General features: G+C 40.9%; 19 protein-coding genes. 12 read left to right on the forward strand and 7 right to left on the reverse strand.

The features are described 5' to 3' along the window. Positions 1-413 (forward strand): PD-(D/E)XK nuclease domain-containing protein (locus MTBBW1_RS00755; protein ID WP_186441009.1); only part of this gene is annotated, 413 nt, incomplete at its 5' end. Between the two features lie 256 nt (positions 414-669). Further along, complete coding sequence (locus MTBBW1_RS00760) at positions 670-2,268, forward strand: ATP-binding protein (protein WP_080797767.1); 1,599 nt, start codon at positions 670-672, stop codon at positions 2,266-2,268. 222 nt (positions 2,269-2,490) lie between these two features. Here the strand turns inward: MTBBW1_RS00760 and MTBBW1_RS00765 are convergent, their stop codons facing one another. Then, positions 2,491-2,925: a DUF3842 family protein gene (locus MTBBW1_RS00765; RefSeq protein WP_080797769.1), complete on the reverse strand. Its 435-nt coding sequence runs from the start codon at positions 2,923-2,925 to the stop codon at positions 2,491-2,493. A gap of 455 nt (positions 2,926-3,380) precedes the next feature. Here MTBBW1_RS00765 and MTBBW1_RS00770 point away from each other — a divergent pair, with 455 nt between their 5' ends. The 10 genes from MTBBW1_RS00770 (at position 3,381) to MTBBW1_RS30265 (ending at position 13,719) form a co-directional block, all read left to right on the forward strand. After that, the gene (locus MTBBW1_RS00770) at positions 3,381-4,043 is read left to right on the forward strand and encodes a class I SAM-dependent methyltransferase (protein ID WP_186441010.1); all 663 of its coding nucleotides are present in this window, start codon (positions 3,381-3,383) and stop codon (positions 4,041-4,043) included. A 64-nt stretch (positions 4,044-4,107) separates the two neighbouring features. Beyond that, positions 4,108-6,084, forward strand: a complete 1,977-nt coding sequence (locus MTBBW1_RS00775; RefSeq protein ID WP_080797775.1) for a TonB-dependent receptor — start codon at positions 4,108-4,110, stop codon at positions 6,082-6,084. An 83-nt stretch (positions 6,085-6,167) separates the two neighbouring features. Continuing rightward, positions 6,168-6,416, forward strand: a complete 249-nt coding sequence (locus tag MTBBW1_RS00780) for a hypothetical protein (protein ID WP_080797777.1) — start codon at positions 6,168-6,170, stop codon at positions 6,414-6,416. A 367-nt stretch (positions 6,417-6,783) separates the two neighbouring features. Beyond that, positions 6,784-8,856, forward strand: coding sequence for a molybdopterin-containing oxidoreductase family protein (locus MTBBW1_RS00785; RefSeq protein WP_186441011.1), 2,073 nt, complete (start codon positions 6,784-6,786; stop codon positions 8,854-8,856). Continuing rightward, entirely contained in the window at positions 8,853-9,926 is a 1,074-nt protein-coding gene (locus tag MTBBW1_RS00790) for a uroporphyrinogen decarboxylase family protein (RefSeq protein WP_080797784.1), read from the forward strand. The genes MTBBW1_RS00785 and MTBBW1_RS00790 overlap by 4 nt, the downstream gene beginning before the upstream one ends. Continuing rightward, a complete protein-coding gene (locus tag MTBBW1_RS00795) occupies positions 9,923-10,714 on the forward strand; it encodes an ABC transporter ATP-binding protein (RefSeq protein WP_080797787.1) in 792 nt (263 codons plus the stop codon). The genes MTBBW1_RS00790 and MTBBW1_RS00795 overlap by 4 nt, the downstream gene beginning before the upstream one ends. Beyond that, positions 10,707-11,495: an ABC transporter permease gene (locus tag MTBBW1_RS00800; RefSeq protein WP_080797790.1), complete on the forward strand. Its 789-nt coding sequence runs from the start codon at positions 10,707-10,709 to the stop codon at positions 11,493-11,495. Before MTBBW1_RS00795 ends, MTBBW1_RS00800 begins: the two co-directional genes overlap by 8 nt. A 232-nt stretch (positions 11,496-11,727) precedes the next feature. Next, entirely contained in the window at positions 11,728-12,681 is a 954-nt protein-coding gene (locus MTBBW1_RS00805) for an ABC transporter substrate-binding protein (protein WP_080797793.1), read from the forward strand. A gap of 145 nt (positions 12,682-12,826) precedes the next feature. Then, a complete protein-coding gene (locus MTBBW1_RS00810; RefSeq protein ID WP_080797795.1) occupies positions 12,827-13,477 on the forward strand; it encodes a corrinoid protein in 651 nt (216 codons plus the stop codon). Between the two features lie 14 nt (positions 13,478-13,491). Further along, on the forward strand, positions 13,492-13,719 hold the full coding sequence (locus tag MTBBW1_RS30265; RefSeq protein ID WP_425430003.1) for an SDR family oxidoreductase: 228 nt from the start codon (positions 13,492-13,494) through the stop codon (positions 13,717-13,719). Positions 13,720-14,043: 324 nt separating this feature from the next. On the opposite strand, the gene MTBBW1_RS00820 is transcribed toward MTBBW1_RS30265, so the two are convergent. The 6 genes from MTBBW1_RS00820 to MTBBW1_RS00845 form a co-directional block, all read right to left on the reverse strand. After that, complete coding sequence (locus tag MTBBW1_RS00820; RefSeq protein WP_186441012.1) at positions 14,044-15,003, reverse strand: aminoglycoside phosphotransferase family protein; 960 nt, start codon at positions 15,001-15,003, stop codon at positions 14,044-14,046. Between the two features lie 30 nt (positions 15,004-15,033). Then, on the reverse strand, positions 15,034-15,564 hold the full coding sequence (gene tsaA / locus MTBBW1_RS00825; RefSeq protein WP_080797803.1) for a tRNA (N6-threonylcarbamoyladenosine(37)-N6)-methyltransferase TrmO: 531 nt from the start codon (positions 15,562-15,564) through the stop codon (positions 15,034-15,036). 228 nt (positions 15,565-15,792) lie between these two features. Next, the gene (locus MTBBW1_RS00830) at positions 15,793-16,392 is read right to left on the reverse strand and encodes an FmdE family protein (protein WP_080797806.1); all 600 of its coding nucleotides are present in this window, start codon (positions 16,390-16,392) and stop codon (positions 15,793-15,795) included. 69 nt (positions 16,393-16,461) lie between these two features. Next, complete coding sequence (locus MTBBW1_RS00835; protein WP_080797808.1) at positions 16,462-18,492, reverse strand: TonB-dependent receptor plug domain-containing protein; 2,031 nt, start codon at positions 18,490-18,492, stop codon at positions 16,462-16,464. Positions 18,493-18,628: 136 nt separating this feature from the next. Further along, positions 18,629-19,780 (reverse strand): FmdE family protein, encoded by a 1,152-nt coding sequence (locus tag MTBBW1_RS00840; protein WP_080797810.1) that lies wholly within the window; start codon positions 19,778-19,780, stop codon positions 18,629-18,631. Positions 19,781-19,909: 129 nt separating this feature from the next. Beyond that, positions 19,910-22,057 carry a TonB-dependent receptor, FCYXU motif-type gene (locus tag MTBBW1_RS00845; RefSeq protein ID WP_245809204.1) on the reverse strand — a complete coding sequence of 716 codons (2,148 nt, stop codon included), beginning with the start codon at positions 22,055-22,057 and terminating at the stop codon, positions 19,910-19,912. Between the last annotated feature and the right edge of the window lie 107 nt (positions 22,058-22,164).

Below are 22,164 nucleotides of genomic sequence, written 5' to 3' on the forward strand. Positions count from 1 at the left end.
ATGAAGGCTCAATATTTGCCCTTCTTTGTGAATACCTTGAACTTAATGAACTTGATAACTTTATTGAAACCATGAGGGCAATTTATGCGTCAATACCAAACATACTTGAGAGCAAAAGAGATGAGGCATATTTCCATACCATATTCTATCTTATGGTTTCAGCATCAGGAGTCACTGCCCGCAGTGAGGTTCTCACCTGCAAAGGCAGAATAGACATGGTGGTGGAGTTTAAGGATAAAGTTTATATCATCGAGTTTAAATGCGGCCGCAGCAGTGATGAGGCAATCAAACAGATCAGAAGTAAAAAATATGCTGATTCTTATTTGCAACAAGGTAAAACAATCCATTTAATGGGAATCAATTTTGACATTGAAAGCCGTAATATATCAGACTGGAAGCATGAGTTGTTTTAAGCCCTGTTAAAGGTTGGGATTTACTCAAAATCGACACCTATAACCTCCTGAGCCTTGTCAATATTGTCTGAATCAGGATGCCCAGGATGATAATGATTTACAGGATAAAAATCCTGAGCATCCTGTAAATCCTGGTTATCCTGATTCAGACAAATGCAATAAATGCCGAGAAAGCCAACAAAATGTCGATTTTGAGGATTTAAGCCTTGTTGATACTGTGGGTTTTGCCAATTACAAAAACCGAAAGGATTGATTCATGAAAAAACTTCCTACACTTCCCACTGGCAACTCTTCCTTTGAAAACATAAGATGCAATGGTGATATCTATGTGGATAAGACAAGACATATCTGCCAGATGATAAGGGATGGAAAATATTTTTTTCTCTCCCGCCCCAGAAGATTTGGAAAATCACTCATGGTATCAACCCTTAAATGCCTGTTTGAGGGAAAAGAAAATCTGTTTGAAGGTTTATGGATAAAAAGTAAAAATAATGATAATGCTTTGAATTTTAAATGGGAGTGGGAAAAGCATCCTGTAATAACCCTTGATTTCAATGGAATTAGCCATCAGACTCCGGAGTTTTTAATCCAGGGTCTTTCATTAGCCATGAAAAAAATAGGTAAGAACTATGACGTTGAATTAAACGACATACCTGTTAAGGAGCAGTTTAAAGAGCTAATTGAGAGCCTTTTCAAAAAAACCGGAATGCCGCTTGTCTTTCTGATTGATGAGTATGATAAGCCTCTTATTGACCACCTTGGCAGAGGTGATGATGCCCTTGAAATTGCAAAAATAAATCGGGATATTCTAAAAGGTTTTTTTGGAGTTATCAAAGATGGTGATGTTGTAGATATAACCCGTTTCGTATTCATTACAGGTGTTTCAAAATTTAGCCAGGTATCCATTTTTTCAGAGCTTAATAACCTGACAGACCTTACAATGCACAGAAGATATGCAGATATGATGGGTTATACACAGGAGGAGCTTGAAAGTTGTTTTGCCTCCCATATTGATGCCTTTGCCAAAGAGATTGGGATTTCATCCTCAGATCTCCTTTTGAACATGAAGCGGTATTACAACGGCTACCGCTTTTCGGAAACAGACATAAAGGTCTATAACCCGTTTTCAGTGCTTAGAGCCTTTGATGAACAGGCTTTAAAACCCTATTGGTTTGAAACCGGCACTCCCTCCTTTTTGATAAATCTCATTAACCGTAAAAATTGGAATATCCCTGAAATTGAAAAAATCAGTGCAACCAGATCTGTATTCAGCGTGTTTGATCTTGAAAACCTTCACCCAGAGGCCATTCTATTTCAAACCGGTTACATTACAATAAAAGAGATAAGAGGAATGCTCTATACCTTTGATTATCCCAATCAGGAGGTGAAAACCGGTTTTCTTGAAAATCTTTTTTATACATATACAGAAAACTTCCGCGAAGGCTCAAGGTTTGCCCTTCTTTGTGAATACCTTGAACTTAATGAACTTGATAACTTTATTGAAACCATGAGGGCAATTTATGCGTCCATACCAAACATCCTTGAGAGCCACAGAGATGAGGCATATTTTCACACCATATTTTATCTTATGGTTTCAGCATCAGGAGCAAGGGCACGAAGTGAAGTTCTCACCTGCAAAGGCAGAATAGACATGGTGGTGGAGTTTAAGGATAAGGTTTATATCATTGAGTTTAAATGTGGCCGCAGCAGTGCTGAAGCCATCAGACAGATCAGAAGTAAAAATTATGCTGATTCATATCTGCAACAGGGTAAAACAATCCATTTAATGGGAATCAATTTTAACATTGAAACCCGTAATATATCAGACTGGAAGGATGAGTTGTTTTGTGAATAACTCTAATCCATTTTTTGTTTACACATAACTATTTGTTTTACCGTGAAAATGGATACAAATTTTTATATTAGGGGGTGGCCGAAACTCGGCCATGAGGGTTTACCGTGAAAATGGATACAAATTTTCATATTAGGGGGTGGCTGAGTCACAGCCATGTCCGTTTACCGTGGAAAGACATCACATTTTTATGGTTGGGGGTGATTGATACGCAATCATGCCCGTTTACACAGAACTGATGATCTCCCTTATTTTGTTAACGGCCTCCTGTACCAGATGCGGAAGAGGTTCTTTTGCAAAACCCACCAAAATTACGTTTTCCTGGGATATAGGCAGTATTACCTTTGGCGCCGGGCTTGAAGTTATTGCCCTGGCAATGTCTGTTGTTACTTCACCCATCATTGAATTTGGCCATGTGATGGCCACAGGCCCTGCAATACAGTCAGCTTGCTCTACTGCAATTTGAATGGCGTTCTCGCCGGATGCACATTGAGTGGCTCCTGCTTTTAGCATAGCTGAAGCGGCAATGGCATTTGTTCCCAGAGCTACCAGTTCAACCCTCTCTCCGTAGAACATTCTGAGATATTTGACCAGAGTGGCTCCTATTCCGCCGCCCTGTCCGTCAATGATACAGATTCGCTTTAATTTTTCATTTTTCATAATGCGTTTTCCATAATCACTTGCCCATTACATGGTTATATCAGTTTATTTTCAGCAAAAAAAAACCACGAAGTCATAATTTTTCCTTAATCTGGAAAAAGAAATGCCTTCGTGGCTTTTTATTTTTTTGGGGGTAATCCGGCGGTTGTCGGACAAATTTTTTTGATCTTTAAAGAGGCTTCTGCCGCTAAATTTATTGCGGCGAATATTACACAGCGGGTATTTTAAAGTCAAGTTCTTATTGCCCCCCGGAATAGTGAATAAATGCCTTGACACACAATATTGGTTTAAGCTAATCTTTTCCGAAAATTTGCAATAGAAATTGCATGATGATGACTTTTGTTTCTTAAAAATAGACGACAACGAACAAGCCAGAAGGCCTGCTATAGGAAAAACTATAGGTTGGCCTTCTGGCTTTTTTTTTGCTGTCATATTAATGACCCATGGAGGAGGATATGCAAAATGATCTTGTGAAAATCAAAACACCTGAATGGTGTGCAAAAGAAATATATTCAAAAAAAGCAGCTTTTTTTGACAATCAGGCTGATGCGGACTGGGCATCTGACCCCTATGGTGAATCTGAGCTTAAAAAACTGGAGATTCTTTTTTCAGAAGTTGGAGACCTGTCTGGAAAAAGAATACTGGAACCAGGGTGTGGTACCGGTCGTTTGACCACTATTCTTTCTGAAAAGGTTGGAAATTCTGGATGGGTAAGTGCAATTGATATAAGTCCGGAAATGACGGCAAGGGCATGTGAACGTTTAAATAAATGCTTAAATGTAAAAGTAGATACCTTGCCACTTGAATCCTTTGTTTCTCCCTTTAATGATGGCTTTGATATGGTGCTATGTCATCAGGTATTTCCACATTTTGAAGACAAAGAGGCATGTCTGTTTCATTTTAAAAGAGTGCTGAAACCAGATGGTGTTGTTGTTATTTTTCATTTTATTGATTACCAGGAGATCAATAATGTCCATAGAAAAGCAGGTAGTGTCGTTGCCCATGACATGATGCCGGACAAAGCACAAATGAACAATCTTTTCAACAAAGCAGGTTTTTCCATTCGTTTTATGAGAAGCGATGATAACGGTTATTTCCTCTATGGCGATATGGCGTAATCAAAATTGAAGAATGAATCTGATTACAGAAAAATGACTCTGATTACAAAGGTAATATAAATTCATGAACTCAAAAAAAAATATTAAATTCTTTCAATGTTTTGTTGTTATACTACAGTTGTGTATAATAACTTTTTGTTTTTTCAATAATACTCTTTATGCAGAAGAAAAAGATTCTCCGTATCTTCTCGAAGATATTGTGGTGATAGACTCTCCGATTATTGAAGGGAATTTTACTGATTTCTTTGCTTCACAAAAAACAGTTGTAACAAAAGACCAGATTAAAGAACTCAATGCCCATGATTTAGAAAGTGCCCTTCGCAGAACTCCTGGAGTCAACATTTCAAGGTATAATCCTGTAGGTTCTTTTGGAGGGGCAGAAGGAGGCGGCGTATTTATTCGTGGCATGGGCTCAAGCCGTCCCGGAGGGGAGATAAAAACCCTTGTGGATGGTGCTCCAATGTATATGAGTGTCTGGAATCATCCTTTGCTTGATCTTGTCTCCATTGATTCTGCAAATACCATAGAGGTTTATAAAAGTCCTCAACCGCAATATTTTGGAAATGCACTTGGAGTGATAAATCTTGTTCCTGGAGAACCTTATGAAGAGGGCTTTGTTACCAATGGAGAGTTGTCTGCAGGGAGTTATGAAACCTGGATTGCCAAGCTTCAAAACAGTGGGAAAATAGATAGGTTCAATTATTATGTGGGAGGAGCCTTTAAAGCCTCTGATGGTCATAGAACAGATGCCGACGGCGAATTAAAGAACCTTTACGGACGATTGGGATATAATCTTTCAGATCACTGGACTTTTTCTCTCTTTACCCTGGTTAATGATAACTATGCCAAAGATCCTGGGGTTGAAGGTGAAGATTCATCCCTTAAAGCAGGTAGCTATGAAACCCGGGCAAACCTTGCAACGGTAACCCTTGGAAATGATTTTAGCTGGACAGACGGAGAGATAAAGATTTACCGAAGCAGCGGAGAGGGAGACTGGCTTAATAATCCCACCGATACAGATGGTGTTACAGAAAACCTTTTCAACGATTTTCTCTTTTACGGTGTCAAGGCAAAACAGCGTTTTTCCCTCACAGGTGGTTTTGAACTTTTAGCAGGTATTGACTGGGATTATACCTGCGGTAATTACGATAAAACATTAAGTAACGGTAACACCGAGGTATGGGAGGAGCATGATTTTAATATTTTGTCACCATATGTGGCATTAAATCGTCAGTTTGGTACAAAAGATGGTTTTTATTTTATTCCTTCTGCTGGAATACGCTATTATGAAAACAGTGATTTTGACAGTGAAACTGCTCCCCATGCCGGTATGATTTTTGGCTATAAGGATAGCCGTCTTCATATGGGATATGCAAGGGGTGTTATCTATCCTGGTCTTGATGTTGCAGTTATGTCTGAGATGGTAATTCCCATGCTTGGAGAGTCATGGAAAGATCTTACAGCCGAAAAAACAGACCACTTTGAAATGGGAATTCAGCATGATTTCGGGGAACGAGCCACTGTGGACTTAACATTTTTTTATGAAGATGGAAAAAATCGTTATGTCATTGTTCCACCGCCGCCACCACCGCCTTCATATTCAAATATAGAGTCTTTTACCATACAAGGGGTGGAGGCATCTTTAACTGCAAGGCCACTATCTGACCTTACTCTGTTTACCGGCGTAACATGGCTTGATACAGATCCCACAGATCTTCCCTATGCACCGGAATTCACTTTTTCCGCCGGTTTGAACTGGACTCTTTTTGATAGAGTTAAACTCAGCATGGATTGTGCATGGCTCACAGATATGTTTGTCAATTCCCAGGCCCGTAAAAAAGATGCAGAAAACATAAGTGAAGTTGATGGATATTTTGTTGTCAATGGCAAGTTTACCTATGATATATTAACAAAACCCTCTGCATATGAGGTGGAATTATTTCTTTCAGGTGAAAACCTTACAGATACAGATTATGAATATCTTCCGGGGTATCCAATGCCGGGGATAAATTGTATGGCAGGAATTACCTTTAAATTATAATCAAATTATATACACCACATGCCAGCCGTTCTTTCCATTGTGCGGCAACAAACCAAACACCACTTAATAGAAGGAGAAATAAAATGAAAGTAAAACATGAACACAAACATCTGCATTCACACCCCCACACCCATGACCATGAGCACGAGCACACCCACGGTGATACGGCACATAGCCACGGACACACACATGAACATGCCCATGATCATACCCATGAGCATAAACATGAACATGCTGGGTCACCTCATGACCATAATCATAACGGTGAACATGGAGGGCATGATCATGATCATCCTGGGCATGAGGCTGAAAATCATTCACATGATCATTAAACGGTCATGGCTGTCATCCAGCCACCCCCGAATATGAAAAATTGTATCCATTTTTACGGTAAAGATTAGTTTTGAAATCGGGGCATCTTTCGTTATCCGCTTTAAACTTTCCGGAATAGCGTAGCAGTTTTACGGAGCTTTTATTCCGGAAAGCTTAAAGTACAATTATTATTTTTTATTAGAAATTATCCATAACATGCTTCATTATTCGTTGTGGCCGTGAGGCCATGGCAGTTTGTGATTCCCCTATATACTATTCGTAATTATTATAGATTTTTCCGATTTGACACATTTGCCTTTCTCCCTTTATATTAAGGCGTTTTTTGCCGCGAATATGGCAAGACATTTTAAGGAGGAAAGGAAAAAAATGAGTAACGGTAAAGTTGATGGAGTGCCATCCATATGCTACGTTTGCAAGGAAAATTGCGGAATAGTGGTAAAAGAGGGGATTCATGGTGTTCACATCTCCGGCAATCCACTTCATCCTGTCAGTAAAGGCTTTCTTTGTATTCGTGGGAAAAACTACGGACAACTGCATACTTCCCCTTTAAGATTGCAGAGGCCACTTTTGAAAAAAGGTTCCGGCTGGCAGGAACTCTCATATCCTGATGCCCTGGCTCTTCTCGCAGAACGTCTAACCAATATAAAAAATAAATATGGTCCGGAAAGCGTTGTCTTTTATAAAGGAGAGTCCCTTAAACACCAGGAGACATCCCTTTACCTCAATCACCTTGCCCATGGATTCGGAACTCCCAACTATATAACCGTGGGGAGTCTTTGCCATTTTGCCATGACACTTGGTTTTAAACTCACCTGCGGCGGAATGCCTTCAGCCGATTATTCCAGGATAAAATCAGCCATTGTGTGGGGGGCAAATCCGGCGGTCTCCCTTACCCGGTCTGGTATTGCACTTAAAAAAGCGGTAAAAAACGGTTTGAAACTTGTTGTTGTTGACCCTTCTTTTACCAGGACAGCAAAGTTTGCAGACCATCACCTTTCAATTAGCCCCGGCACAGACGGATTTCTTGCCCTTGCTTTCATCAAGTATGCCATATTCAATAATCATGTTAAAGCTTCCCTGAAACTGGAACATGGATGGAATGACCTGTGTGAAATGGTGTCCGGAATCCCCATGGATGAGCTGCTTGGACCCACCGGTATCCATATTGATCAATTTGAGTCTGCTGCAAGCCTCTTATTTTGTAATACTCCAGGATGGGTACAGACCGGCTCAGGTCTGGAACTCCAACCAGGGGGAGTACAGACCGTTAGAGCCATTGCATCTCTTTTCACAATTCTTGATCCAGATGCTGTTACTTCCCCCATGGCTTACAAGCTCAATGGTCTTCCGGGTACAGAACTCTATCCTCCCATGCCTGATCCCATTGGCAAGGAGCAATGGCCGCTCTTCTATTCCAATCTGGGTCAGGGGCAGGGGATGTGCCTCCCCCAGGCCATTTTAGAGAACAAACCATATCCCATAAAAGCCATGGTTGTGATTGGTGGAAATCCCCTCATGACCTTTCCAGATTCCCTTAAATACCTTAAAGCTTTTGAAAAGCTTGAATTCATGGCTGTTTTTGATTTGTTCAAAACTGCAACAGCCAGGGCTGCTGATTTAATCTTGCCTGGGGCATCCTTTCTTGAAAACCTTGAACTCATTGACTATGGCCGGGGCGGAAAGCCGTATTTAGGTTTAATACAACCGGCGGTAAAATCCACCAATGGCTGGCCGACATGGAAATTTATCTTTCGATTGGCACATACCCTGGGGCTGGGTGAATTTTTGCCATGGCAGGAAAATGAAGAAGCAATACGACACAGGCTGGGTTCCGGCCAAATTTCATTTGACGATCTTATGGCAAGCCCCTCTTCCATAATTGAGTATTCCCCTGGAGATCCCAGGTCTGGGGCATGGAACACTCCAGATGGAAAAATCCACTATAAATCTGATCTTGTGGCAGAGACAGGCAATCCCCCTTTGCCGGTTCCTGAGTCCTTTTCTCTTCCCTATGGCACTGATGATACATTCCCTTTCTGGCTCAGTACAGGAGACCGGGTGCTAAGTTACCAGCACAGCCAGTTCAGGGAGAGTCCAGCATGTAGATCGATGATGCCGGAGCCGTTACTGGACATACATCCTGATACAGCTTCTGGTTTGGGAATTGATGATGGCACAAGGGTAGAGCTTGGAACCCGCCACGGCACCATTTCGATAAAAGTGAGACTGACCAGTGAAGTTCGCCTGGACTCCTTAAGGTTAACACACGGCTGGATTGGTGCCAATGCCAATGAACTCACCGGACTTGATCACCTTGATGAACTTTCAGGGTTTCCATGGATGAGAGCTGTTCCAGCAAGAATAGAAAAAATTGAAAAGATGAAAACAGTAGATAATATGGAAAACAATGAGAGTTTGGACAATCTGGAGGAAGGGTGAACGATTTTTCAAAAAAGGATACCCAGACAGGAAAAGAACGCATGGCCGCCCTTATGGAAGGCAAGCCCTTGGACAGGGTACCCTTTAATCCTTGTTCCATCGGCTTTTCAGCCAGAATTTACGGCATAGACAGGGGAAGGTTCTACAGGAATCCTGAAACGGCCTTTGATGCCGGCATACACCTTATGAAAACCTGTCCATGGATGAATACCAAACCTTCCTATGGATGGGCAGACCGTGGTTCATGGGAGTTTGGCGGCAAAGTTGTCTGGCCTGATAATAACCGTTTCATAGCCCCTTGTTCCGTTCCCTTTATCAAAGATCCCGGAGAAATTTCATCCCTTCCCGATCCTGATCCTGAAACTGCCGGCATGAATCCCCTTGTGGATAGCTTTAACACCCTCAGCCGGGGGCATGGATTTCCTGCATCTCTGCCTGGAGGAACTCCCACAACCCTTTCCGCTGGTATCGTTGGTCGTGAAAATTTTTTAAGGTGGCTTGTGCGTTATCCGGAAGCAATCCACGCATTGCAGGAAAAAGTGACCAGATTTATCCTTAACACTGCTGAACTGACCATAAAAAAACATGGTGGTGAAAACTGTTCGGTTTTCTGCGGGGTTCCCATGGAATCAAACCAGTTGATTTCCCCTGGCAGGTTTGAGGAGTTTGCCAAACCCTATATCAAACAAATTTTTTCACTTTACCGCTCTGCAGGTGTTAAAAGCGTTGTTGTTCACCTGTGCGGAGACCACGCAGCCAATCTTCCCCATTGGCATGAAATTGATCTTCCCCGTCGAACCGTTTTTTCCATAGGCAATGAAATGGATCTTGAAAAAACAGGTGCAGACATAGGCAGCAGCCATATCCTGGCCGGCAATATAAGCAGCACTCTTCTACAGCAGGGAAGCGTGGAGGAAGTTGTAAAAGAAGTCAGCCGATGCCTTGATGCCGGAATGAAGCATCCTGGAGGATTCATCCTTATGCCGGCCTGTGAGTTTCCCCCTGATACTCCCATGGAAAATTTAGATGCCATTGCCCGTACCTTGTATGAGAAAGGCTATTATTCATGAAGCTTGCCATCAGAAATCTTCGTAAGGAGTATAACTCTGATAACAGAGGAACCTTTGTGGCTCTGGACAGACTTGATCTTGAAGTCGCTGAGCGGGAATTTGTCTCCATTCTTGGCCCCAGCGGATGCGGGAAATCCACGCTTCTTGAAATCATTGCCGGTCTGCAGGAACAGACCAGCGGTGATATAATCACGGACGGTTGTCCAATAATAAAAGATTCCAATAAAGCCCAAAATGTTGTGAAAAAAACAGCCATTGTTTTTCAGCATTATGGGCTTTTTCCCTGGCTTACCGTGCAGAAAAACATCGAATACGGCCTTAAAATCCGGGGAATTGAAAGCAAAAAACGCCATGAAATGGCTATGCACCATATAGAAATGGTGAATCTTCAAGGATTTGAAAAATTTTATCCCCATGAACTCTCCGGAGGAATGCAGCAGAGGGTCGCCCTGGCACGAGCCCTTGTAAATTCTCCTGATCTTCTTTTACTGGACGAACCCTTTGCTGCTTTGGATGCCCAGACCAGGGAGATTTGCCAGAGGGAACTTTTAAAACTTTGGCAGAGGATGAAAATCACCATTATCTTTGTAACCCATGACGTGGGAGAAGCCATTTTTCTGTCGGACAAGGTGGTGGTCATGTCCAAAGAGCCGGGTAGAGTCAGGGAAATAATACCAATTGATATGCCACGTCCCAGGGATTTTTCCGTGCGTCTCAAAGAAGAGTTCCGGAAAACAGAAATGAGTGTCCGGCTAATGATTTCCGAGAAAGAGGTGCAGTATGGCTAAGGGCAGATTTAGCAATATGTTTGGCCGACTTTTACTGAAGAGTCTTCTTCCCCTGTCTATTCTTATACTTTGGAAGTTAGCGGTGACATTCGGCGATATTCCCTCCATTCTACTTCCAAAGCTTGAAAAGGTTGGTGCTGATTTTGTCAAATACCTCTTGAACGGTGAGCTTATTCACCATATGACTGTGAGTTTGCGGCGGTGTGCCATAGGATTTTTCTTCGGCTCTGCGGCCGGTGTCGGCTTAGGGGTTCTGCTGGCGTGGTTTAAATCTCTGGAAGTTTTTTTTGATGTTACACTCAATTTCAGCCGTGCCATTCCCAAGACCGCCCTGGCTCCCCTTCTCATTGTATGGTTCGGGTTTGGAGATTTCCCAAAGATTCTGCTCATAGGGCTTGCTGCATTTTTTTATACGGTCATTCCCACACTGGAAGGTGTCGGCAATGTTGACAACCTTCTTGTGAAATCCGCACGCTCCATGGGTGCCAATGACAGGCAGATTCTTTTCGGGGTACTTCTTCCGGCAGCAATGCCTTCAATATACGCTGGAATCCGCATTGCTGCAACTTCATCTTTTGTAATTCTGCTGTTTGTTGAGATTATCTCCGGTAACAGCGGTCTTGGATTTCTTCTGGAAGATGCAAGGGAAAGTCTCAATACTTCAACAATGTTTATGACACTTATAGTGGTGGGTATTTTAGGCTTTACCCTTGACTGGCTTGTCCGTTACACCGAGAAAAAAGTTATGCCCTGGCAAAAGGGAAAGACCATTTCTCGCTGATTTTATAAAAACAAATAGGCTGTCATATTTTTATGACATAAAACAAAGTAAATATTCGGAGTTCTCTATTTTTCATACAGCATATTGAGATAAGTTTGTATTTTATTGTATGCAAACACAATATATTGTGTGCCAATTTGGGAACACCGAATATTTACAAAACAAAACATGAAAGTCTTTTAAAAATAATATGTTATAGAGACTTTCCAGTAGAACCAAGGAGAATTAAAAAATGAAAACCTGTATTCAATCAATTATTATATCCCTTTTGATGGTGATCACGGCCTTTCCAGTTATGGCCCTTGAAAGAGACACCATGCGTGTTGTCACAACCACTTATGATATTACGATGGATGTGACCATTGCCAAGGAAAAAGGCTATTTTGATCTTTTGGGACTTGACTTTGACCCTGTGACTGTAAAGGGTGGAACTGCAACCATTATTTCCGCCATTGGCTCCGGCGATGTTGACGGATGTTTTCTTGCATCTTCAGGTGCATTCACTGCCTATTCAAAGGGTGTAAAGCTTGTCCAGGTGGCAGGAAACGGCAACCGAACCTTTGATTTTTACGTCCTTAAGGATTCCCCTATTCAATCTCTAAAGGATTTTGAAGGCAAAAAAATTGCAAACAAGCCCCGCCCATCAGGCCCTTGGCTTTCGCTTCGCTATGACCTTGACGACCAGAATATCAATGCCGAGGTCATAGATGTAAAAACCGAAGACCTTGCCCTTTCAGCTCTTCTTTCAGGACAGGTTGACGGTGCCATTGGTGAGGCCACCTTCATGGCCATGTACGGTGATAAAATAAGGAAAGTCCATACATCCACAATAAGCAAATATCTCTATAATTCCTGCGGCTGGTGGGTTAAGGAGAGTTTTGCCAAGGAGCATCCAGCAGCCGTTAAAAAGTTTGTGGACGGCATATTACTTGCCCGACTCTTTATCCATGAGAACCAGGATGAAGCAATGGAGATACTTGCCCGTGAGACCCATATGGATTTAAGTGAGTTCAAGTTCAAGGATTCCTATGATTTGCCGACTTTTGATATGCCCACCACCATTTATAAATACGGCCTGGAGCAAATGGTTGCTATTTTCAAGCAATATAACCTTTTTGAAGGTGAAGTAAAAGTGGATGACCTTGTTGATCCCCGTTTCAGCATCATTATTGATACAGATTATTAATCCTTATATATGTAATAATCAGCCAGGAAGTGCCCGGGAAAATTCCGGGTACTTTACCATTAAAATGACTATTATTTTTATACTTGGGGGTGATTGTACGTAATCATGCCCGTTTAGTCTGTTTGGGTTATATAGTGTGCTATTTATGACTAAAGATAAAGAAATTTTAGATGGCCTTGCAGATGCAGTCCTTGCCATGGATGAAAAAAGAGCAAAGTCATTGGCAGAGGAAGTTATAAAAAGGGGCGTTGATATCCGCGAGGCGGTTTTGGAGGGACTTTCAAAGGGGATGGAGGAGGTTGGCAGAAATTACAATAATGGCACCTACTTTGTTTCTGAAATGCTTCTCTGTTCAGATGCCATGAATGCCGCATTTGATGTTTTTAAGCCTCATCTTAAAGGCACAGAGTTTCTAAGCAAGGGGCGTGATATTATTATAGGTGTGGTGCAAGGTGATATTCATGATATTGGTAAAAACCTTGTAAAAGTAATGCTGGAATCAGTGGGATTCACAGTTCATGACCTTGGTACTGATGTACCTTTGGAAAGGTTCATTGAAGATGCACAACGGGTAAATGCCCGGATAATCTGCCTTTCTACTCTTATGACCACATCCATGTGTCAAATGGAAAGGTTTATTCAAACACTTGAGGAGAGGGGCATACGGGACAGGTATAAAATCCTTGTTGGCGGAAGCCCTGTAACCCAGAGTTTCGCCGATGCCATCAATGCTGATGGTTATGCAGATGATGCCTTTCTTGCCGCTAAAAAGGCCAGGGAATTAATGGAGACATAAACGCCAAACACAATATCAATGTAAACGCCATTGCTCAGAATTTTGTTGATAATCCAAGCTATTTTCCAGAAGAGATTCAAGCTAATCCAAAATTTCAAGAAAGGTTAAAACGTGAAGTACCACTCGGACGGCTTGTGTCTGCAAGCGAATATGCTTCATTTGTAACATATTTATGTTCTGAATCAGCAAATTGTTTTGTTGGTCAAGTTTTTCCAGTATGTGGAGGATGGATACCTCGATAGTTCAAGCATCTTTAAATTCATTAAATGTGTGCAATGTTAAGGCCACTATTTGAGATAAAAACCTAACCCGGCGCTGAACTCGGACGCAAAAGGGGTAAATATTTGGAGTACTCCGTTTGTTATACAACATATTGAGATATGTCTATGTTTTGTTATATGCAGGTACAAGATGTTGTGTGGTGATATAGGGACACCGAATATTTACCAAAAGGGTTCCGGTCGCTAGCGCTCCCTCCACCCTTTTGCGCCGGCAGCTTAGCGTTGGGCTGTTGGATGGACCAACAATTGATTATAACAATTAAATCTCAAAAGAGCAGTTGACAATTATATTGACCAATCAGGTACGGTTTTTTCAAAAAAGCTGTAATGTTGTAATATAGCGTTTATCTTTTTTTCAATATTCCCCATGGTATGGGGGTGGAATCTTATCGTCCATACAACTGTTGAAAAGATACTCATTGCTATGTAAACAGCGATTTTAAGGCTGTCATCTTCGCTTATTTTATCGGTTCCAAAATATCCATTTACCTGACCTTTGGCAAAATCTTTGCTGACAGGCCAGGTAAACCATTCAAGTTTTACAAACTCATGAAGAGGGTCTCCCCAATCATATCTGTTGAAGTCTATTACTCCCCCGTATTCATTGTTATGGACAATTATGTTTCCAAGATGAAAGTCATCATGTTGAAAGGTATCAATCTCGGGGTTGTCTTCTATTGCATTGTAGTTCATTTCGATGAATCTTTGTATTTTTTTATCTTCATCAAATCTGTAACCAATCTTTTTATATTTGTCGCAATAGAGACTGTGTTTTTCCCATTTTCTCTGGTGCCAGCTCCTTGTTTGTCTTTGGGGGAAGTCTTTTGTATTGATTTGAATGCTGTTAATCTTTTTCAAATCATTTCCAGCTTTTACACCCATTTCATATTGCATTGAGCCTGATATTTCATTTATGCAGCTATCTGCATCCTGTCCTGGCAGGTAGCTATAAAAGGAATATAAGGATTTAGTGCCAAAGTTTTCTGCTTCAAAGATAGCAAGGGGTTTGTTGCATCTTACGCCTTTATTGTGCAGTTTAAGCATCAGGTCATACTCTTCCTTTTTTCTTTCATACATATTTGAAGGGGATGACCTTAGTAAAAAAACTCCATTTTTTGCTGTTATCTGCCATTTTTTCTCAGACGAAAAGCCTTTTTCAATGGGCACAATATTGCTTATCTCTCCGGTGATCTCATTAATTTTATTTTTTATACCTTTAAATACAGTCATATTATTATAAGTCATAAAAGGCATCTTTCATATCAAATCAAAAAATTATAAACTTTCAAGCTGCCTGTGAATATTCTCCATCCATTCAGGTCTTGTAGGGCTTTCAACTCTATGATATCCCTCCACATATGGTTTGATATCAATTACAGGTGTGCCGTCAATAGCTTCAAATCCCTGAATTTTAAGAATATTACCCTTACGTTCAATCAATTTTACAGCAGTAACCAGTACAGGATTTGGCCTTGCAGGACTGCATGTTGCAAAAATTCCTTTTCTCGGAATATCCTTTAATCCCATTGGATGAACTTTGGTAAGTTTACGGCTTGCTTCAGGAACTTTATGTGCCCAAAAAAGAACTAAAATATGGGAATAATCATCAATATCATCAAGAAGCTCTGCAAAATCAGGTTCAATAACAATTTCAGAGATCATGGTTTTGATTTTATCATTCTCTATTTTAACTTTTTTAAGTTTTTCTTCAAGAGTAATACCATTGTTGTCAGCACGTAAAACTGGTTCTTTTATTTCGCTTTTAACAAATCCAACAGCTCTTAAAGTTATTTCAGGAAAATCCATTTATAATACTCCATTTTAATATGAGTTACGTCAGTGATGTATCTTTTTTTAAAAAAGGCACTTTCCAAAATGGGATATATAGGTCGACACCCTATGCAAAAAATCAACCAGCAATTATCAGGTTTAGCTGAACTTTGGCAAAAATTTGATTACAGGCCAGGTAAACCATCTGCTGCCATGATTGGCTCTATATGCCTTTAAAATAGAATTACAGGGGGCCTCTGCATACTACAGGCAGCCTCTGCATACTTTATGTCCGTTTACCATGTCCATTTTAGATGGCATAACTGGTTCCCCGCATGAATAACATATCTCTGATACCTCAATACGAGCTTTAGGTGGAAGCTCAATTGTTGTCTCCTCAATATTGAATATCTCCTCAAATGGTGCATCTAAAAGATCAGAAGTGCGTTTCAGATGAAGCTCTTGAAAACGCTTTTTCTCTGCATCATCAGCCTTTCCGGCAATCATTTTCTGGATCAATGTATGGTGCTCTGCATCTGGCTGCATTCCATTTGGGCGGGCAGATACCCGAACACCTTTGCCTGAATTTCTGCTGAGAAGGGTCAGTGCCATCTTTCCATAATCCTTGTATATAAAATTCCCCTTGCCGAATGTGCATCCTGTAAGCACCTGCACCGCATCAGCGGAGCAGGCATCGGTTTCCACAATGGCCACAATCTCTTCATCCTCTGATCTCTGTTCTTTTAATTTATCCATTGCCACCTTTGCTGCTCTAAAGCCTGTTGCTAAACCAGGACAGATATGTCCGTGAAACTCCACGCATTTTTTAAATTCTTCGCTGTTCATGATCTCTGCTGCACCCATTGTAATGTCTCCTCTAAATTTTTTTTTTGCGGCTTACCACAACAATTGGATTATTGAAAATAATCAGTACTAAAAATCATATTGCATTGAAACATAATATATTGTTCCATCCTCAATATATTCTTTTTCATCTGTCAAATTTTCAATATTCAATCTTACCGTTGCCTTGTCAAATAGTGTTTTCCAAAGAGATATATCCAAGGTAGTATAATCAGGTACTTTAGTTGTGTTTTCCGCATCAGCATATTCATCAATATTATACTTAAACAGAAGTGATAGATTTATAAGCTGAGGATTTTTATAGGTCAAACCTGCCCGAAATTTATGAACAGGATTCCCTGCAAGATAGTTTCCCTCCAATTCTGGATTTTCACTATCCTTTTCGATTTCTGAAATGTTGTAATTATAGTTAAAAAATGATGTCAAACCATATCCGATATCATATTCCAATTCCGCCTCAATTCCATATATATCCACTTCGTTGATGTTATCATAGACGCTTTCAGTGTAGGTTTTGCCATTTTTCTCGTAGCTTTTGATGGTTTTGCTTCCAATATAATCGGAAGCACTTGATTGATAATAGGCAACTCTTGCCCATAGATTATCAAAAAAAAGTTTATCTCCGCCAATATCCCAACTGACAATCTCTTCCGGTTCCAGATCGGGGTTTGGAAATCTTACATAGGCACCTCCGCTACGAATGTGCAGTTTATACTGGTCAAAAAGACTGGGTGGCCTGAACCCTTTGCCGATGGATGCTCTTAGCGTCGATGTTCTGTCAGGATGGAATACAATACCAGCCTTTGGAGAAAAATTATCCCATGTTTGCGAATTATATGTGGTATCAAAATCTGATTTGGTTTCCCAGCTTCTGCAGTCAAAATTTTTGATATGATCATATCTAAGCCCTGCGTTAAGCAACATTTTGTCATTGAGCAACTCCATGGTCACATCAAAAAAAGGTGATAAGGTTTCCTGTCTGCCTGTGGCTCCAAGATCTTCGTCATTGGATTTATAATCTTCATCATAATCCATGGCGATTCTTTTGAATGAAAGACCAGATGTTAATATTGTTTTATTAAACAAATGTATTGTATTTTGAATATCCGCCCCCCACACCTCATTTTGTGGGAACATCTCATCCCTTTCCGGCTCATAGGTTTTTGTGGAACCAATGAATTTATCCTGATATGCTGTCTTGTCTGCACGGTTCATATAAATGAGAGCATTCCAATCCATTTTTTCTCCACGATGGTTGACTCCTAAACGGTATTGATCCATCTGAAGATCATCATAAAAATATTCTCTTCCTTTTCCCATCTCATGATCGTAATAAAGGGCACTGAAAGATAAATCCGTTTTAGTGTCCAAGGAGTAGGTGGCTTTACCAAACCCCTTATAGATATCGCGATGTCTCCTGAGTGTGTATTCATCTATTCCTTCAGGGTCAACCATGAAAAATCCGTCGCTTTTTTCCCATCCGCCTGATAATAAAAAACCAAATTGTGATATTTTCTGGGAATGTCCCATGGATAGACTATATGTCTCTTCAGAACCTGTTGTTAATTTAAAGCTGCTTGCTCTCTTTTCATCGGGTTTTTTGGTTATGATATGGATTACGCCTCCAAGACCCTCCGAGCCATACAAAGAAGATGAAGGACCTCTCACAATTTCAATTCTCTCTATGCTCTCCTTAGGAATTAATCCCCATGCTACCCATGAAATGGAGTTATTGAAATTATCGTTTAGGGGAACTCCGTCAAGAAGCATCAATGTCCGGTTTCTTCCCACACCACGCATGTCGAAATGGCTGGCAATACCGCCTGTCTGTTGGCCGTAATGGCTGTAATTTTGAAATCCGGCGGCAAATCTTAAAATATCTTCGATTCTGTCAAAAGGAGAATCCATGATCTCCTTATTGGAAATTACTGTAACGCTTTGAGGTGCATCAAATACAGGTATTTCAGAACGGGTAGCCGAGACAACAACTTCTTCCATATACTGTGTTTTTTTAGAAGTCTCTTCTGCTGACAGTAGAAGAGGACAAAAAATTATGATGGTAAAAATAAGTACTGTTATCTTTTTTAAAATAAATTTCATTTTTGAGCCTTATCTTTTGATACTTAAGGAATGAGCCCGAAATAACTTTCCCTTTTTCCCCCTCTCCAGCCATGGAGAGGGGGTTAGGGGGTGAGGTAAGTGGTTAAATTATTTAAGACCGATTCATAAATATTTATTATTCCTGAACCAAACCCAGCTGTTTCATCGGGTCAACGCCTGGCCTTGCCCAATCTTTGGGAGAAACGCCTTCAGGGAGTTCAAATTGATTTATTACCTTAACAAAAGATTCAGGTTGATCAAGTCTATCTAAATGCCACAGATCAGAGCAGAGTTTTGACATTATGCTGCCAGTACCATAATCAGGACATCCTGTATCTCCTAAAGAAATTCCGATCACGATACCATCCCATTTTTTAGTCTCGCCATCTTGACGATATATAATTGTTGCAGCATCCTTTACATCCTCATTCCATGCCTCACGATCCTCTGCCGTTGAATAGAGTACCGAATAACCACCTTTTCCAGGTGTTGCATTGAGAAGAGTCATTAGGGCATCTTCCTTGCACCAGGGCTGAACGCTCTGTACAAAGTAGCTTCCTCCAGATGTCAGAGGAAAATTCTTTTTGATATAATTTACTGCCAGAATCCCCGATGTAACCCCTGGACAGTAGTGATCATGGAATTCAACTGAACGGAGGAGTGATTTTGGAGCCCCTTTTGCCACAGCATTTGCTATGGTTACAATACGAAAGGCATTTTTCCCAAATACAAGTTGCGTACCAAACTTATCGTTGTATTCATCTGCGTTTGCATACAAGTGTTCCGGATTGATATTTTCAAATGAAGCGATTGAAAAAAGCTCAGAAGAACTTACAGCAAGGTTGTCTGTTATAATCTGATAGAAGCTGGGGGAATCAGTTGAACTGAAGAGCTTTGATACTGACAAGGGGTTAACCTCCAGGTAGGCACACATACCTGATGTTGGATAATATATTGCAAACCAAAGAGCATCATCATACTTTGAATGCACTTCCACCAGGCTGTTGTTGCCCCTTGATGCATAGGTCAGTTCCTGTAGTCCGTCAAGTGCAGCTTCTGTGGAAAGCCCATCTATTTCAGCATATCCGGCATTTGTCAACACTATGGCAGCATAGTCAATACCCAATTCATGCTGAGTATTTACTGCTGCTTCATAGGCAGCCCTCATTCCAAGAACACTCCATGTCAGATAGTTTTTATCTGTTTCCTGGGAAAAAGAAAAAGAAGGAAGAGAAATCAACAGCATAAACATAATAGCAATTTTAAGACAATTCTGTTTTTTAAACATTTATGGTATTCCTTATTATAATTAGTATTTTATGTAGAGATACTTTTTGAACTCCCCAGAACAAGGCAACACACCTGATTCTATTTGCCTTTGCAGGTGAATTGCCTTGTTCAAGTGTCAATTTTATATTTAAAATGAAAAATTCATTGATACTCCATAGGTACGGTCGGTCATGGGATAACCTCTGCTGTTGGAGTACTCCTCATCAAAGATATTTGTTGCGTAAAGTTTAACGGTTCCTTTTTTAAATTGACGCCAGTTGGTAAAAAGAGTCTGCTCAACTGCAATGTCAACAAGACTGTAGTCGTCAAGGCTGGCTTCTCTTACATAAAGATCGCTGGGATCGTCATCCACCATCTCAATGACCTGCTGGGTCTGCTCGGACTGAAACTTGTAATCCACAAGCAGAAGGGTAGGAGCAAAAAGACGATAGCGGATACCTGCATTAAGGCGGTGTTTTGCTCTGTCACTTAGATCTGCGTCAGCCCACTCCTCAGGGCCTCCGTTGTGGGGGCCTTCATATTTCCACTCATTAAAGGCATAGCTTGTATAGAACTCTGTTTTGCCAAAAAATCCATTGATCTCAATATCCACGCCATCCTTTACGACATCTTCAAGGGATACCATACGTCTTCCCCAGGGTGCCTCCTTGAAATAATCGGTGGCAGCATTGGCCCATATGGGATAGTCACTGAAATCATAGCGTGAGAAATCAACATTAAGGAAGATGTTTTTCAATATTTTACCGGAAAATATGAGATCATATCCCATGCCTTCGGCAGGTTCTAACTCCACACCGGAACCCCAGCTACAGACCTCACAATAGCTTCTTGGACTCCAGATTTTGCTGACACCAAGGGAAAGTGACATTCCCTTGAATGCCGGGGATAACTGCTCCATCTGCCAGGTTAAAAGTGATTTTGGCACAACTTGATTGTAATCTTTTTTTACCTGTTCCTCAGGATGGGAGGGGTCTTTGTATGCACCATCTGGATATGTAGCTGAAGGCGACCACCAGTTGTTCCACCAGATGCTTGTATCTTCATAGCGAAGGCCTGCTGTAAGTGTAAGAAACTCCATTATATCCCATTTATCCTGTATAAACAGGGCAGAAGTGTCAACTATCTCCTGTGTGTATTTGGTGTATAGATTTGCAGTATCAAGACCTGTGGTTATGGTATGGGAATCAAAAAGATCCATTTCATGTTTTATGATACCGCCATAGGAAACATAGTTTGTGGTATATCTGCTGTAATCAAATCCATCCCTGAAATATTCCTGATCCTCATCGGTATAGTAGGCTCCAAGGGAAAATTTACCTATTTTTGAAGGTTGATTAAGATCAAAGCGAACAGTATGGCCCCCATAATCCCTTTTTGAATGGTCTTCCGGGTTTTGCCACCTCGAAGATACATCTTCGGTTTTTACAATGGGGTAACTGCTGTCAAAATCATCCCGCTCCGGGTCATTGGTTGTAGGAATTTCCCTTGAAATATCGCTGTATGTTCCCATGAGTCTCATATAGCCGTCATTGGGAAGTTGAAAAGAGACACGGCCTGAAAGGTTATCAATATCTGCCGTATTATTCCTTAGATATCCGTCTGTGTGATATCGTTCATAGGAAAAGCCCATGTTGATCTTTTTCACACCGCCACTTGCCTCAAGCATCTGATTGTTGGTGTTGTAGGAGCGAAGGCTTGCCGACAGTGAGCCGTCAAGGGTTGCTTCATCATAATATTTGGGGGTTTTGGTCTTGAAATTGATAACTCCGCCAAAACCCTTACCATCAAAAAGTGCAGAATGGGGGCCTGATATGATTTCAATGCTCTCCACAATGGAGTAGGGTATGGTGCCAAAATCCACATAGTGCCCTCCCCAGAAGCCTCCTGTTTTCTGGATAACAAGGCCATCAACAGAGGTGATGAATTGTCGTGTATCAAATCCCCTCATCTGGATTACATCATCTTCTGGCACAAGATCGCTCTGGGCACGGAAATCAATGATCGCTCTGTCTTTAAGTATATCTAAGATGTTTGTTGTGTGGGTGGCCATGTTGTAATCTTCCATGAACACTTCGGTCTTTAATGGACTTAGTTCAACACGGGTACCTGTTACCTGCATATCATTCAGTGTAACAGGAGTGTTATCATTTATTGATGTATCATTAGAAGAAACAGAAGCTCCTTTTTCCACTGTTTCACCGCAGATGGCATTTTTCATGGTTACAATTCCTGTTATCATGGAGAAAAATACCATGATAACCAATACTTTTTTCATCTTTTCCTATCCTTTCTTTTTCATAAAAAATATGGCATGCTTCAATGAATTCTGATCCAATCAATTTTTAAAAAGATTCATGAATTTAGTGAAGCTACCTGTTAATA

Origin of the sequence: Desulfamplus magnetovallimortis (assembly GCF_900170035.1) — a bacterium.
Taxonomy (GTDB): domain Bacteria; phylum Desulfobacterota; class Desulfobacteria; order Desulfobacterales; family Desulfobacteraceae; genus Desulfamplus; species Desulfamplus magnetovallimortis.